Source organism: Burkholderia cenocepacia (assembly GCF_014211915.1).
GTDB classification, from domain to species: domain Bacteria; phylum Pseudomonadota; class Gammaproteobacteria; order Burkholderiales; family Burkholderiaceae; genus Burkholderia; species Burkholderia orbicola.
Map to the genome: position 1 here is coordinate 275459 of NZ_CP060040.1, position 15471 is coordinate 290929.

Sequence of the window (15471 nt, forward strand, 5' to 3'; positions counted from 1 at the left end):
GCCGGCAACGCGCATTTTCGGCGATCGGCGCGACTGGCGGGATGCGCGTATTTTGCTCGATTCGACGAGCGACTGTCGATGGGCCGGGTAGTCGCGCGTTCATGCACGGATACGGCACGATGCCGATACCATTCATTTCGCAGTACAAATAGATGAACGAAAAGACCGATCTCTCTTCCACGCCGCGTACGACCATTCGCCGCCTGCCTGAACTGGCGAGCCACGATCGCACGATGCTCCACCGCATCGTGGACGACGCGTATGTCTGTCACATCGCGTTCGGCGACGGGCAGAACACGCACTGCATTCCGACCGCGCACTGGAGAAGGGGCGACGCGCTCTATATCCACGGGTCGAACGGCAGCCGCATGGTCAAGGCATTGTCGGCCGGCGCGCAGGCTTGCGTCGCGATGACGCTGCTGGACGGCCTCGTGCTGGCCAGATCCGCCTTCAATCATTCGATGAATTATCGATCCGCGGTGATCTACGGGCAGTTCGACGTGATCGAAGGCAGCGCGGAAAAACTCGCCGCGCTGGATGCGTTGATGGACAAGATCGCGCCGGGCCGCAAGCATGAAGCGCGGCCGGGAAATTCGAAGGAAATCAATGCGACCAGCGTGCTGCGGATTTCGATGGCGGAAGCGGCCGTGAAAGTCAGCGATTCGCTGCCGTCCGACAAGGAGGAGGATCTCGGGCTGGCGGTGTGGGCCGGGATCCTGCCACTGAAGACGACGCGCGGCGCGCCGGTCCATGCAGACGGCAACGTGGTGGTGCCGGACTACGTCCGGAACTGGGCCGATTGAAGGGGGCGGCGGCGCGTGGCGTGGCGGGCCGTAGCGCCCGCATGGCCATGATGCCGGCGTGTCGTGCTTTTATCCCGGCCGATGTTCGCGCGACTCGTGCGGCGGGTGCGACTCGGCCGGATGCGGCGCGTGCGCATGCTCGGGCGCTGCTTGCCGAGGCTGCGGTGCCGCGTGTTCGCGCGGCGGCGCTTCGGGGTGCGGCTGCATCTCCTTGCGTTGAGGCTGTTGTGCTGCCTCGCTCCGCTGCTGTTGCCGGGCCTCGTCACGTTGCTGCGCTTCCACGCGTTGCTGCTGTTGCGCTTCGTCGCGCTGCTGCGCCTGAGCGTGTTCCTGCTGTTGGGCGGCATTGCGTTGCTGCAGCGCTTCGCGCTGCTGGGCCGCGTCGTGTCGCTGCATTTCCGCGCGTTGCTGCTGCTGTTGCTGCGCCGCCGCGCGAGTCTCCTGCGCGGCATGTTCGCGCTGCATCGCCTGCTGCCGCGTGTCGTGCGTCGCACCGGGCGGATGCGGCACAGGCACCTCGGCATGCGGCGCATTCGCGCGATGCTGCGCGAATGCTTCGGGCGCGGGTCGTGCACCGGGGCGCGCGTCGTTTGCACCGAAATGCGGGATCGTCATCGGCGCGGCACCCGGGCGCTGCTCCAGGGCCTGGCCGCGCATCGGCTCCGCGCCCGGCCGGACCGTGTTGCGCCCGATCGCCGTGTTGTTGTTGGTGACGTTGCCGCCGTAGTTGTTCGTGATGCGTGTGTTGCGGATGTTCGTGACGTTGTTGATCACCGTGGTCGACTTCGTCACGTAGGTGGTGTGGTTGTACACCACGGCCGGACGCTGCCAGCCGCCGTGCCACGCCGGGCCTTCGGGGTGCGGTGCGCCCCAGTTCACGCCCCATGCATGCCAGCCCCAGTCGTGATGCCCGAAGATCGCCGCGCCAACGGCGATGCCGATGCCAAACGTGATCACGCCGGCCGTGACGACTTCGCCGGTGCTGTAAACGGGTGGCCGATACACATAGCCGGGATAGGACGAAACCGGCTCGCCGTAGACGACGGTCGGGTTGTACGACGGTACGTACACGACATCGGGCTGCGCGGGTTCGATCTCGATCGCCTGCTCGGGCGGCGGCACGATCGCCGGCCCGCTGTAGACCACCGGCGCGTCGGTGGCCGGCGTGTACCCCGCCGGCGCGGCTTGCGCGACTTGCGTGACCCGCAGCTGGCCGCTCGAGCGCAGATGGCCGGATTTCTGCGCGCGCTGGCGCATCACCTGGATCGCATTCATCACGTCGGTCGGGTCGTTGTAGTACGCCTGTCCGAGCGAGGTGGTCCAGGCCGGGTTCGACGCCATTTGCGACAGCACCGCGGGGAACGCGGTCAGTGCCTTGACGGACGGGTCCCACGGTTGCGCATCGGCGGCGCTCGCGAGCGCCTGGCCCTTCAACGACGGATTTTGCGTCACCCATGTATTGGCGGCCGCTATCTGGTCCGGATACGTTGCGCCCGCGAGCACCAGCGCGACCAGCTTGTCGGGGAACAGCGCGATCGGCGCGACCATCTGGTAGAGCTGGTCGGCACTCGGCGGCGTGTATGCGACGGGCGTCGACGCGGGCTGGGCCGCCGACGCGGCGCTCGCATCGCTGGCCGGCGCGGCGGTGCTGTTGTCGTCGTGCTTGCAGGCCGACAGGCCGAGCAGCGACACGATGACGGACGACGCGATCAGCGTCCTGACGGGGCGGTGTGCACGGGCGTGGTTCATGTTGTTCGTTCGATGTGGTGACAGCGTTGGCAGGCACGCGGGCCGGGCGATCGGCTCGAACACCATGTCGCGACCGTCCGCGCAGGTTCCGGTGGCATCGGCCGGAGCGGGCGGCTGGATCGTGTTCGCATGGTGGTTGTCCCGCGACGAATCGATACCTTTAGTTAAACGCACGATACGCGCGGAAGTTGTCGCGGCGTTGTGTAACAGTGTGTGTACCTTGCAGTCCGTAAGTGGACAGGCGGGCGCGCGGTAACCGACGTGAAAGTTGTTTGCGCAACGATTGCAAGGTTGGGGCGCAGGCGTGACGCTTGCTGCGCGAGGTGAGCGGGAACACGGCATGCAAAAAAACCCGCGAAGGCTGCGAGGCCTGCGCGGGTTTATTCAACGCGGTTGAGTACGGCTGCGGCGCACGCGATGTGTTGCGCAACCGCACCCGGTTCGGTCAACGGCCCATCAGCGCGCGAAATCCGACGTGCTCTGGATGAACGCGTTCAGCTTCGAGATGTTCACGCTGCCGAAGCCCGTCGTCGCATCCCAGCCGGCCTTCGCCTTGTAGCCGTAAGTGCCGCTACCGTTGTTGCCGGACGTGACGTCGTGCAGCAGCGCGGCGTTGGACGGGAAGTACTTGTAGATGCTCGACGCGGGGAACCCGAGCGCGTTGTTGTTGGCCGACTGCAGCCGCGCCCAGATGCCGGTGAAGATCGGCGCGGCGAGGCTCGTGCCGCCTTCGTTGTTCAGGTACCCCGAACCCCACAGCGTGTCCGACGTCTGGCCGTTCACGACGAGAATCGCACCCGTGCGCAGGTCGGCGTCGAAGCCGACGTCGGGCAGCGCGCGCTTGGTCGAGCCGGTGAGGGTCGACGACTGCCACGTCGGCGCGGCCTCGTACTTGCTGTACCCGCCGCCCGTCGACCACACGGTGCCCGGCTGCCAGCTCGGATCGTTCCAGACGATCTCGCTGTTGTACGCATTGGTCGACGTATTGGTGAACAGCGTCGTGCCGCCCACCGCGATCACGTACGGCGACGTGGCCGGCTCGCTCACCGTGTAGGTCGAGCGCGACGGCGTGCCGCTCGCGCATTCGTACGCGCCGTGGTCGCCGGCGGAAACGGAGAAGGTTTGCCCTTGCGCGACCGCCTGCTTGAAGATGGTGTCGTCGGTTGCCTGCGAGCCGGTGCTGTTCGCGGACGATTCGCACACGCCGAGCGACACGTTGATCACCTTCGCGACGTTGTCGGTCACGGCCTTGTTGTACGCGGCCGTGATCGCGGTGAGCGTCATCGACGGCGCGACGTAGAACACGACCTGCTTCACGCTGCCGCCGGCCGCGCCGACGATCGACTGGCTGTCGAGGTTCCATTCGACGGTGCCGTCGGTGTCGGTGTACGAACTGCCGGCCGGGCCCGTCTTCACGATGCTGCTGCTGATCGTGCCGAGGCCGTTGTTCGCGGCGAACGTATTGAGGTCGCTCACCGTCTGCGACAGGTCGCCTTCGGAGATGATGCCGACCGTGGTCTGCGAGGCCGTGGGCGTGCCGTCGCCGCCGTAGATCGACGAGAACTCGGTCGGATTGTGCGGCACCGCCGACGCGCCGGCCGGGATCGTCAGGTTGCTGGTGTTGCCTTGCGGCTTGCTGCCCGCGCCCGTATGCACGAGCTCGACGTTCTGCAGGCCGAGCACCGCGCCGACGACGTTGCCGATCGCGTTCGGCACTTGCGCGGCGTCGGTGTTCGCATAGACGCTGCGGCCGTTGCGCGTGAAGCGCTTGAGGGTCGTGCGGAACGCGGACTGGACGGTGCCCGCGGTGCCGGACGCGGAGACCAGCAGCCGGTTCGGCGCGACCACGATATTCACGAAGCCGGCCTTGCGCAGGTGGGCGACGACGGAGGCGACCTGCTGGTCGGTCGGCGCATATTGCGCGGCGAATTGCGCAGGCGTGAGGAACTGCCGGTAGTGCGGCGAGCCGGGCGTATGCAGGTCGCGCAGGTACTGGTCGAGCTGGGCTTCGTTGCGCAGGTTCAGCCCGAGCACGATGTCCACCGATTCGCCGGGCGCCATGTCGATCGCCGAGGCGGCAGCGGCTGCCGTGCTCGCCGCGGGCGCGCCGGCCGTACCGGCTTCGTTCTGCTGCACGAGCGGCAGGAAGCCCTTGGTGCGCGTTTCCGTCCAGCCGGCCGCGGGCGCGGCATGGGCGGTCGCCATGCCGAACGTCGCGGCTGCTGCGGCGGCGAATGCGAGTTTGACGACGCGAATGTGCTTTTGATTCTTGTTTGCAACCTGATTCATTTGAATTACCCCTCCGGTTGAACAACGAACGGCACGAACAACAACGGTCGACAGCGGTGCGGGTCATGCACCGCCGCTTTCTGTCGCATGCGGGCGGATGGCACGAACGCGACAGGGCCTTTCGCCCGATCCGGAAAGTGGTTTTTCTCCGGAGGCGAAATACGGAAAACGCGGTAACGGGAAAGCTGCGCCGCAGGGCGGGGCAGTCGCGCCGGAGTCGGCGCGGGCGGGATTGCTAGAGCAACAGCTTCGTTATCCTGCTCATTTGATTCGATCCTTCGGCCCGCTGCCGGATGGCAGCCGTCCATTGAAATGCATCGGGATACTGCACGCGCCGGCGGGCGAACGCATCATTCGGCGGCGCGTACTTCGGTGCAGCGGAAGCGAAAAAACGTGGAGCGGAATCGTTTGCGTGGCGGGCAATCCGTCGGATTGCTTGCATCGGACGGTATCAAGAACGAAAGCGCGGTGTCAAACTTTTTTTGATTATATGAAATAAAATTAAATAGAATAAACCGCAATGATTTTGAAAAGATCGGCAGTGTTTTGTAATGTTCGAAACCTGCAAGGCAGGTAATGCCGAAAGCGACTCGCCGATCCTTTCCGATGCGTATTGAAACGGCTGTTCGTTATCGAGGAAATGTTCGAATCGCCGGCGCCTGTCGTTCGGTTAGCTGAAGGTCTTCGACGCAGCGGAACAGCGCGTCGACCTGCTGAAGCAGCGCGTCGCGCGCGGAAGCGTCCGCATCATCGGTGGCGAGCGCCTTGATGGCGTCGAGCCGCGTTTCGAGTTCGGCGAGGTGGGTGAGCGTGACGCGACTGCTGCTGGCGACGGTGGCCGTCGCATCGGAAGGATTCGTGGATTTCATTGAGTGAGTCATCGCATTGAAGTGGTCGATGAAGCGCGCGAGGTCGGCCGGGCAGCCGTCGCGGGAAACCGTGCGCGCCGACGGATCGCCGGCCACGATCCGGCCGGCGGTGTCCGCCATGGCGTCGAGCGTCGCGAGCATGCGGCGGAGCAGCCTGAACAGGTCGAACGCGGCGGCCAGCAGGCAGACGAACAGCGCCGTCGCCAGCATCAGGCAAGTGGACGCACTGCGGAGCATCGCGTCGGCGCTCGCGTCGTGCGGCAACGCGGCCGGCGCATGCAATGCATGGACGACGAACGCAACGGTGCCGGCGAGCAACACGACGACGATCGCGGCGAGGCCGATCGTCTGCCCGATTTGCCGACCGGGCCTGACCGGCCGCATCAATGCACGCCCCGCAGCCGGTAGCCGACGCCGCGCATCACTTCGGGCATGCCCGGTGCGCCGGCCTGTTCGAGTTTCTTGCGCAGCCGGCAGATGTGGCTGTCGACCGTGCGTTCCAGCGCGCTGACGTCGGCCATGCACGCGTCGAGCAATTCGCCGCGCGTGAACACGCGGCTCGGCGATCTCGCCATGTGCGCGAGCAGCCGGAACTCCGTCAGCGTCAGTGTGATCGGCACCTCGGCGCCCGCTGTGCGCACGCGGGCCAGATAGCTGTCGGTGTCGATCTCGAGGTCGCCGACGCGCAGCATGCGCAGGGTCGGCGGCGCGGCGGACCGGCGCAGGATCGCGCGCAACCGCGCGACGACCTCGGCCGGGTTGAACGGCTTGACGATGTAGTCGTCCGCGCCGGCGTGCAGTGCCTGCAGCCGGTCGAGATCGCGATCGAACGCGGTGAGCACGACGACGGGCGTGTTGTCGCGCCGTCGCAGTTCGGCGAGCACGTCCCAGCCGTTCTTCTGCGGCATTTTCACGTCGAGCAGGATCAGGTCGGGCTTCAGGTGCGGCTGCATGTCGAGCACCGCTTGCCCGTCGGCGACGCGGTAGGTGCGAAAGCCGTCGTGTTTCAGGTAGGCATCGAGGATGTCCGAGATGTCGGGCTCGTCTTCTGCAATCAGTATCAGGGAATTCGTCATGGAGTGTGCCGTGCCGTGTCGAACAATCGGGGCGGCTCGTTGCCGGGCCGGAGCGCACCGTTCCGCCACGCTGCCGCGCGGGACGGAACGGCGCCGTTCGTTCAGTTCTGCACCACGCGCTTCGACGGTGCGACGTCCTGGTCCGTCAGGCCGCCGCCGAGCGCCTTGTACAGCGCGACGGCATTGCCGAGCTCGCTGCGGCGCAGGTCGAGCAGCGCCTGTCGTGCCGCATAGAGCTGCCGCTGCGAATCGAGCAACTCCAGCCGCCCCTCGACACCCGCGCGATAACGCAGGTTCGACAGGTCGGTGCGGCGTTCGGCCGAGCCGACCACGCGCGTTTGGGCTTCGATCTGACGGCCGAAGGTTTCACGTCCGGCGATGCCGTCGGCCACTTCGCGGAACGCGGCCTGGATCGCGCGTTCGTACTCGGCGACCGCGCTGGACTTGCGCACTTCCGCGAGACGCAGCTCGGCACGCAGCCGCCCGCCCTGGAAGATCGGCACCGTGACCTGCGGCGCGAAGCTCCATGCGCGCTGCCCGCCGTCGAACAGGCTGCCCATCGCGGGGCTGAGGAAGCCGATCGACGACGTCAGCGACAGGCGCGGGAAGAACGCGGCGCGCACGGCGCCGATGTCCGCATTCGCGGCGACGAGATTCTGTTCGGCGTGCTGGATATCCGGGCGACGGAACAGCAGTTCAGACGGCAAGCCGGCCGGCAGTTGGGTCATCACCGGTTGCTGCTGAAGCGGCAGCGGCTCGGGCAGATCCTTCGGCAGCTCGGTGCCGATCAGCAGGCGCAATGCATTGCGTGCCTGCTCGACGGCGCGCGTGCGCGCTTCGAGATCGGCCGTCGCGCTCGCGACCTGGCCTTCGGCCTGCGCGATGTCGACGCCGCTCGCCTGATGCGCTTCCTTCAGGCGGCGCGCGAGATCGAGCGACTGCTGCCAGTCGGCGAGCGTGCGTTCGGACAACTGGCGTTGCTCGTGCGCGAGGCGTTCCGCGAAGTACGCGTCCGCCACGCCGCCGACGAGCGAGATCTGCACCGCGCGGCGGCCGTGATCGGTCGCGAGGTAGCGCGCGAACGCCGCATCCGACATCGATTTCACGCGGCCGAACAGGTCGATCTCGAACGCGCTGATGCCGACGTTGACGCCGTACTGGTTCTGCGTCGCGCCGAACAGCGGCGGATTCGACTGCGTGTCGTCCGACGTACGCTGGCGCGTGAAGTTCGCGCCGGCGCTGATCGACGGCAGGCGCGCGGCACGCTGGATGCCGTACTGCGCTTCGGCGGCCTCGACGTTCAGCGCGGCCACGCGCAGGTCGCGGTTGTGCTCGAGCGCGAGCTCGATCAGGCGTTGCAGGCGGCGGTCGCCGAACATCGTGCGCCAGCCGAGGTCGGCGGCGTTCGCGTCGGGATTGGCGGCAGCGGCGGTGGTGTAGGCCGTCGGCACCGGCATCGACGGTCTGACCAGCGTGGGCGCCAGCGAGCAGGCCGACAGCGCGAGGACGAGGGGAAGAATAAGCAATCGCATGGCATCAACCTTCCTGTTCGTGAGTCGGGGAAGCCGGCTGCGTGCGGGAAGCCTGCCATGCGCCGATACGCTCCTGGATACTCATCACGAACACAAAGAAAACAGGGACGAAGAAAATAGCCAGCACCGTGGCGGTCACCATGCCGCCGAACACGCCGGTGCCGATCGCGTGCTGCGTTTCGGCGCTGGCGCCGGTCGCGATCATCAGCGGCACGACGCCGAGGCCGAACGCGAGCGAGGTCATCAGGATCGGGCGCAGGCGCAGCTTCGACGCCTGCACGGCCGCTTCGATCAAGCCCTTGCCTTCCTCGCGCAACTGCTTCGCGAACTCGACGATCAGGATCGCGTTCTTCGCGGACAGGCCGATCACGGTGATCATCCCGACCTTGAAGAACACGTCGTTCGGCATGCCGCGCAACAGCACCGCACCGATCGCGCCGATCAGGCCGAGCGGCACCACGAGCATTACCGACAGCGGGATCGACCAGCTTTCGTACAGCGCGGCGAGCACCAGGAACACGACGATCATCGACAACACCATCAGCATCGGCGCCTGCGACGCCGACTGGCGTTCCTGCAGCGACTGGCCGGTCCACTCGACCGCGAAGCCCGGCGGCAGTTGCGCGGCGAGCCGTTCCATCTCGGCCATCGCCGCGCCGCTCGACTGGCCGGGCGCCGCGTTGCCGGAAATGCGCGCGGACGGATAGCCCTTGAAGCGCACCATCTGCAGCGGCGTGTCGGTCCACACGGGGCGCACCACCTCGGACAGCGGCACCATGCCGCCGGCCGCGTTGCGCACGTACAGCTTCATCACGTTGTCGATCTGCATGCGTGCCGGCGCGTCGGCCTGGATGATCACCTGCTGCATGCGGCCCGCGTTCGGGAAGTCGTTCACGTAGGTCGAGCCCATCGCGGTCGACAGCGTGTCGCTGAGCGTCGTGAACGACACGCCGAGCGCCTGCGCTTTCGCGCGGTCGATCTCAAGGCGGATACTGGTGCCGGCCGGCAGGCTGTCGGGGTACACGCCGGTCACGACCTTGCTTTGCGCGGCGAGTTCGAGCAGCTTGACTTCCGCTGCCTTGAGCGCCGCCGCGCCCTGGTTGGCGCGGTCTTCCAGACGCATCGAGAAGCCCGAGCTGTTGCCGAGTTCGTCGATCGCCGGCGGCAGCAGGCTCATCACCGTGCCTTCGGTCACGCCGGCCATCGCCTGCTGCGCGAGCATGCCTTCCTCGATCGTCGACGCGCCGCCGCGGTTTTTCCAGTCCTTCATCACCGACCAGTTGATCGCCGCGTTCGAGCCCTGGCCCGAGAAGCCGTAGCCGATCACGGAAATGCTCGACTGGATTGCCGGACGCGAAGCAAGATGCTTCTCCAGCGTCTTGACCACGTCGTGCGTACGCTCGGCGGTAGCGTCGGCGGGCAACAGAAAGCTGGTGATGAAGTAGCCCTGGTCTTCGTCCGGCAGGAACGACGACGGCAGGCTGCGGAAACCGAGCACCAGTGCGCCCGAAATCGCGACGAACACCAGCATCACGCGGCCCGTGCGACCGACCAGGCGGCCGACGCGCGTCTCGTACCATTTCGTCATGCGATCGAAGCGGCGGTTGAACCAGCCGAAGAAGCCGCGCTTCTCGTGATGGCCCGGTGCGAGCGGCTTGAGCATCGTCGCGCACAGGGCCGGCGTGAGCGTCAGCGCCAGCAGCGCGGAGAACAGGATCGACACGGCCATCGACAGCGTGAACTGCTTGTAGATCACGCCGACCGAGCCGCTCGCCATCGCCATCGGCAGGAACACCGCGGTCAGCACCAGCGTGACGCCGATGATCGCGCCGGTGATCTCCTTCATCGCCTTCGACGTCGCGTCCTTCGGCGACAGTCCTTCCTCGGCCATCAGGCGTTCGACGTTCTCGACGACGACGATCGCGTCGTCGACGATGATGCCGATCGCGAGCACCATGCCGAACATCGTCAGCACGTTGATCGAGAAGCCGGTCAGCAGCATCACCGTGAACGTGCCGAGCATCGCGACCGGCGCGACGATGGCCGGGATCAGCGTATAGCGCACGTTCTGCAGGAACAGGTACATCACGAGGAACACGAGCACCATCGCCTCGAGCAGCGTGTGCAGCACTTTCTCGATCGAGATCTTCACGAACGGCGACGTGTCGAGCGGGATCGAGTAGCTCATGCCCGACGGCATCGACTTGCTCAGTTCGGCCATGCGGGCGCGGATCGCGTCCGCGGTCTTCACCGCGTTGGCGCCAGGCGCGAGCTGCACGCCGGCGAGGGTGGCCGGCTTGTTGTTCTCGCGGCTCACGAACGTGTAGTTCTGCGAGCCGAGTTCAACGCGGGCGACGTCGCCGAGCACGACCTTCGAGCCGTCCGCGTTCGCGCGCAGCACGACCTTCGCGAACGCCTCCGGCGTCGTGAGCTGACCTTGCGCGGTGAGCGGCACGGTCACGCGCTGGCCGGGCAGCGCGGGCAGCGCACCGAGGCTGCCCGGCGCGATCTGCACGTTCTGCTGGCCGATCGCGGTCGTCAGGTCGCTCATCGACAGGCCGAAATTGATCAGCTTCTGCGGATCGACCCAGATGCGCATCGCGCGTTCCGAACCGAACTGCAGCACACGGCCGACGCCGTCGATGCGCCGCAGTTCCTCGGAGACGCTGCGCGCCATGTAGTCGGCGAGCGCGCCTTCGTCGAAGCGGCCGTTGTCGGAGCGCAGGCTGACGATCATCAGGAAACCTGACGACGCGGATTCGACGATCAGTCCGTTCTGACGCACGGCGGCGGGCAGGCGCGGCTCGACCGACTTGATCTTGTTCTGCACGTCGACCTGTGCCATCTCTGGATGGGTGCCGGGCTTGAACGTCACGGTGATCTGCGCCTGGCCCGAGGTATCGGCCGACGATTCGAAGTACAGCAGGTTCTTGACGCCGGACAATTCGCGCTCGATGAGGCTCAGCACGCCGTCGTTCATCGTCTGCGGCGTGGCGCCCGGGTAGCTCGCGGTGATCGTGACGGACGGCGGCGCGACCGACGGGTAGCGCGCGACCGGCAGTTGCGGGATCGCGATCAGCCCGGTCAGGATGATGAAGAGCGCGATCACCCACGCAAACACCGGGCGTCGGATAAAGAATTCAGCCATGGCTGGAGGCTCCTCGTGACTCAGTGCGCGGACGCGGTGGCGACCGCGTCAGGCGACTTCCAGTCGGTCGCGGCAGCCGGTGCGCCGTCGGTCAGGCGCTCCATGCCTTCGACGACGATCTTCTGGCCGGCCTGCAGGCCCGACTTGATGCGATAGCTGCGGTTCGTCAGTTCGCCGACCTCGACCGCTTTCAGACGAGCGGTACCTTTCGCGTCGAGCACCCACACCTGCGGCTTGCCGCCGGCGCGCACGATGGCCTGTTGCGGCACCATCACGGCGTTGGCGTAGTGCGCGCGCGGAATCCGGGCACGCACGTACATGCCCGGCAGCAACTGGCGTTTCGGGTTGTCGACCAGCACGCGCAGCAGCACGTCGCCGGTGCCCGGATCGACGTTGACGCCCGAGAACAGCATGCGGCCCTTTACGTCGTAACGCGTGTCGTCGTCGCGCAGCACGTCGACCGGCAGGCCGTTGCCGTCCGACGCTTGCGGCTGCGACGCGAGCGCGTCGCGCAACGCCTCGAGCGAGGCGGCTGGTTGCCGCACGTCCACGTAAACCTGGTCGATCTGCTGGATGCGCGCCATCGGCTGGCTGTCGCTGCTCGACACCAGCGCGCCTTCGGTCACGAGCGCCTGGTCGATGCGGCCGGCGATCGGCGCTTCCACGGTCGCGAACTTCAGGTCGAGCTGGCGGCGCGCGAGCGTCGCGCGGGCCTGCGCGACGTCGGCCGCGGCCTGGTCGCGTTGCGATACGGCGTCGTCGTACACCTGGCGGCTGATCGCGTCGGCCTCGACGAGCGGCTTGAAGCGCGCCGTCTGCACCTTCGCGCGCTCGAGCGCGGCCTGCGCACGCTGCAGCGAGGCGGCGGCCGTGTCCATCTCGGCCTTGAACGGTGCCGGATTGATCTGGAACAGCGGCTGGCCGGCGCGCACTTCGGTGCCTTGTTCGAACAGCCGGCGTTGCACGATGCCGCTCACCTGCGGCCGGATCTCGGCCACCCGCACGGCCGCGACGCGGCCCGGCAGGTCTTCGGTCACGTCGACGCGCGTGGCGGCCACCGTCATGGCCGCGACCGGGGTGGCCGGTGCGGCGGCCTGCTGCTCGGACGGCCCGCACCCCGCCAGCATTGCCGCCACCAGCGCGCATACGGCGCCGTGGCAGCATCGTTTCTGATTCTTCATAGCGACTCCAGGAAGCGCAGGCAGCCCACTGCCTGCTTTGACGGGGCGGAGTGTGCTTGGATTAGTTGGGGGCTTTGATGCGGAAAGATGGAGATTCGATGGAGGCGGCGAAAGGCGCCGAAAGGAGGGGATGAGCCGAAGCGGAATGCTCGGACGAACAGGGTGCGGCGCGGTGTCGGGCGCGCGGTGTTTCGGCTCGACGCGCGTGCCGGCTCGCGCTGGTGGTTAAAGATCGAGCCGGCAGGGGGCCGGAGGAACTGCACGACGAGGCGCGGTGCGTCTGCAGCTGGCTGGCCATGACGGGGCCGCTGGGCGCACACGTGCACGACATGGCGCCGGCATCGCGCGATGGCGACGCGGATCGGGTCAGCGAATGGGGCGCGCCATTTGACGCGCGGGCGCGCTACGGTTTGGCGCCGGCATTTCGCAGTGCGTCCGCGGCATACGTGTTGTCGTGCGTCAGCGCGAGTTGAAGCAGTGACTGGCCGCGCCGGTCGACATGGTTCGGATTCGCGCCATGCGCGACGAGCAGCGGAATCAGCTCGAAGCGGTTGAACAGCGTCGCGAATCCCAGCGCGGTTTCGCCGGCGCCGTTCGTCTGGTCGATCGGGCAGCGCGTGTCGATCAGGCGTCGCGCGATATCGGGCTCGTTCCGGAAGAGGGCGCCCATCAGCGCGGTGTTGCCGTGACGATCGCCGACGCACGCATCGGCGCCGACCGACAACAGGTAGTCGAGCGCCGCGGGCTGGCCGTCGTACGACGCGAGGATCACGGCCGTATAGCCGTGGCTGTCGGTGGCGTCGACCGGATAGCCGGCATCGTGCAACGCGCGCAGGATATCGACGCGGCCGACGCGCGCGGCGTCGAACCAGTCGCCGTCATAGCGGCGCAGCTCGGCAGGGGCGGCCTTGCCGTACGTCGGCTGGTCGGGCAGGTGCGCGCAGCCGGCGAGCGCGGCCAGCGCGAGCGCCGCCACGGCCGCACGGATCGTGTGGGGGAAGCGTTCGGATCGCATGAGGGTGTCCTGATGAAGTGGCCGGGCCGACGTGCGCGGCGCGTGTCGCACACGTCGGCAGCGACCGGAGTCGCGGGGATCAGTTGTCGCTCAGCTTCGCCGCGAGCGACTGCACTTGCTGGACGTTCGCGTGAACGGCCTGCGCGAGCCGCGTACCGTAATCGGCGTCCGCCTTGTAGAAGTACGACAGCATCGCGTACTGGTTCTGCGCATTCTTCACCTGGCCGAGGTCGCCGGACAGCGCGGTGACGAGGTCGTCCTTGTCCTGCTGCGACAGGCTGCGGTAGTACTCGCCCGCCTGACGGAACGGCAGCTTCTTGCGTATCGCTTCCTGTTGCGTCGTGCCGCTGAGCGCCATGCGGACCGACTTGTACTGCGGGTCCTGCGCGAGTTCGTTCAGCGTCGACGGTTCGTAATTCACCTCGCCCTTGCGGTCGCCGGCGTTCATCTTGCCGTCCTGGTTGTTGTTGACGACCGGCACGACCGGGCGATTGATCGGCAGATCCATGTAGTTCGCGCCGAGCCGGTACATCTGCGTGTCGGCGTACGCGAACAGGCGATCCTGCAGCATCCGGTCCTCGGACGGCTCGATCCCCGGCACGAGCCGCGACGGCGCGAACGCCGATTCCTCGGTCGACTGGAAGTAGTTGTCGGGCACGCGATTGAGCGTCATCGTGCCGATCTTGCGTTCAGGCACGCCGGTCCACACCTTCGTATCGTCGAGCGCGTCGAAGTCGAAGCGGTTCAGATCCTTCGGCGTGAGCACCTGCACGTACAGGTCCCACTTCGGGAAATCGCCCTGTTTGAGCGCGCCGTACAGGTCGTTCGTCATCAGGTTCCAGTCGCGGCCGATCGACGCCGGGATTTCTTGCGGGCGCAGGCCGTGTACGCCTTGCTGGCTCTTCCAGTGGAACTTCACGTAGTGCACGTCGCCTTGCGCATTGACGAACTTGAACGCATGCACCGCGAAGCCGTCCATGCGGCGATACGAATCGGGCATGCCCTCGTCCGTGTACAGCCGCGTCAGCATGTGGGTCGCTTCGGGCGTGTGCGCGAAGAAGTCGAACGCGAGGTTCGGGTCCTGCACGCCGGTCACGGCGCTCGGCTTGTTCGCGTGCACGAAGTCGGGGAACTTGATGCCGTCGCGAATGAAGAACACCGGCCAGTTGATGCCGACCATGTCCCAGTTGCCCTGCTGCGTATAGAACTTCACCGCGAAGCCGCGCGGGTCGCGCGCCTGCTCGGGCGAGCCGCGATAGCCCATCACGGTGGAGAAGCGCACGAATACGGGGGTGCGGGTGCCCGGCGTGAAGACTTTCGCTTTCGTCAGGTCGGAGATGTCGGCGCTCGGCACGAACTCGCCGAATGCGCCGGTGCCGCGCGCATGCACGACGCGCTCGGGAATGCGTTCGCGGTCGAAGCGCTGCAGTTTCTCGATGAGCGCGGAATCCTGCAGCAGCACCGGGCCGGCGGGGCCGGCCGTCTGCGAATTCTGGTTGTCGCCGACGGGCGCGCCGGTGTCCCGCGTGAGTTCGGCGGCGTACGGAGAGGCGGAGAGTGCAACGCAGATTGCGGCGACTGCGTGCCGCAGCACGCGATGGGAGGATGAGGACATGACGATGGAACTCCTTGATCCGATCGGTGGTGGGGAAACCGACTGAATTAGAAGAGATCGTCAGACGATTGGCTAATTGATATTCGATATGTTTTCGATAGCCGTGGGATCGATGCGGCGCGAGCCCGTTCGTTGCGCAAGAACCGAAGCGGGATTGTTGCGCGCGCAATGAGTTATTGCTGGATTGTTTCAAC

The 15471-nt window shown here is 66.7% G+C and carries 10 protein-coding genes; 1 reads left to right on the forward strand and 9 read right to left on the reverse strand.

Translation table 11 applies throughout. The features are described from left to right. Positions 1-152: 152 nt before the first annotated feature. Positions 153-803, forward strand: coding sequence for a pyridoxamine 5'-phosphate oxidase family protein (locus SY91_RS17825; protein WP_006479400.1), 651 nt, complete (start codon positions 153-155; stop codon positions 801-803). Between the two features lie 69 nt (positions 804-872). Here SY91_RS17825 and SY91_RS17830 read toward each other — a convergent pair whose 3' ends face one another. From SY91_RS17830 to SY91_RS17870, 9 genes are all read right to left on the reverse strand, one after another. Beyond that, positions 873-2552, reverse strand: coding sequence for a DUF3300 domain-containing protein (locus SY91_RS17830; RefSeq protein ID WP_043886318.1), 1680 nt, complete (start codon positions 2550-2552; stop codon positions 873-875). A 456-nt stretch (positions 2553-3008) separates the two neighbouring features. Further along, positions 3009-4841, reverse strand: coding sequence for a protease pro-enzyme activation domain-containing protein (locus SY91_RS17835; protein ID WP_006479398.1), 1833 nt, complete (start codon positions 4839-4841; stop codon positions 3009-3011). Positions 4842-5470: 629 nt separating this feature from the next. Beyond that, the gene (locus SY91_RS17840) at positions 5471-6031 is read right to left on the reverse strand and encodes a histidine kinase (RefSeq protein WP_234621162.1); all 561 of its coding nucleotides are present in this window, start codon (positions 6029-6031) and stop codon (positions 5471-5473) included. A 62-nt stretch (positions 6032-6093) separates the two neighbouring features. Further along, positions 6094-6786, reverse strand: a complete 693-nt coding sequence (locus SY91_RS17845) for a response regulator (protein WP_043886321.1) — start codon at positions 6784-6786, stop codon at positions 6094-6096. A 101-nt stretch (positions 6787-6887) separates the two neighbouring features. Beyond that, positions 6888-8318: an efflux transporter outer membrane subunit gene (locus SY91_RS17850; RefSeq protein ID WP_043886323.1), complete on the reverse strand. Its 1431-nt coding sequence runs from the start codon at positions 8316-8318 to the stop codon at positions 6888-6890. 4 nt (positions 8319-8322) lie between these two features. Then, positions 8323-11466 (reverse strand): efflux RND transporter permease subunit, encoded by a 3144-nt coding sequence (locus SY91_RS17855; protein WP_023474437.1) that lies wholly within the window; start codon positions 11464-11466, stop codon positions 8323-8325. A gap of 20 nt (positions 11467-11486) precedes the next feature. Continuing rightward, positions 11487-12647: an efflux RND transporter periplasmic adaptor subunit gene (locus SY91_RS17860; RefSeq protein WP_023474438.1), complete on the reverse strand. Its 1161-nt coding sequence runs from the start codon at positions 12645-12647 to the stop codon at positions 11487-11489. 403 nt (positions 12648-13050) lie between these two features. Next, positions 13051-13662 (reverse strand): ankyrin repeat domain-containing protein, encoded by a 612-nt coding sequence (locus SY91_RS17865; RefSeq protein ID WP_023474439.1) that lies wholly within the window; start codon positions 13660-13662, stop codon positions 13051-13053. Positions 13663-13741: 79 nt separating this feature from the next. After that, positions 13742-15277 carry a catalase gene (locus tag SY91_RS17870; protein WP_023474440.1) on the reverse strand — a complete coding sequence of 512 codons (1536 nt, stop codon included), beginning with the start codon at positions 15275-15277 and terminating at the stop codon, positions 13742-13744. Between the last annotated feature and the right edge of the window lie 194 nt (positions 15278-15471).

Bases quoted from the DNA above. Each gene is read 5' to 3' on its own strand.
- SY91_RS17825 (WP_006479400.1), top strand. From the start codon at position 153: ATGAACGAAAAGACCGATCTCTCTTCCACGCCGCGTACGACCATTCGC.
- SY91_RS17850 (WP_043886323.1), bottom strand. From the start codon at position 8,318: ATGCGATTGCTTATTCTTCCCCTCGTCCTCGCGCTGTCGGCCTGCTCG.
- SY91_RS17860 (WP_023474438.1), bottom strand. From the start codon at position 12,647: ATGAAGAATCAGAAACGATGCTGCCACGGCGCCGTATGCGCGCTGGTG.
- SY91_RS17830 (WP_043886318.1), bottom strand. From the start codon at position 2,552: ATGAACCACGCCCGTGCACACCGCCCCGTCAGGACGCTGATCGCGTCG.
- SY91_RS17855 (WP_023474437.1), bottom strand. From the start codon at position 11,466: ATGGCTGAATTCTTTATCCGACGCCCGGTGTTTGCGTGGGTGATCGCG.
- SY91_RS17835 (WP_006479398.1), bottom strand. From the start codon at position 4,841: ATGAATCAGGTTGCAAACAAGAATCAAAAGCACATTCGCGTCGTCAAA.
- SY91_RS17870 (WP_023474440.1), bottom strand. From the start codon at position 15,277: ATGTCCTCATCCTCCCATCGCGTGCTGCGGCACGCAGTCGCCGCAATC.
- SY91_RS17845 (WP_043886321.1), bottom strand. From the start codon at position 6,786: ATGACGAATTCCCTGATACTGATTGCAGAAGACGAGCCCGACATCTCG.
- SY91_RS17865 (WP_023474439.1), bottom strand. From the start codon at position 13,662: ATGCGATCCGAACGCTTCCCCCACACGATCCGTGCGGCCGTGGCGGCG.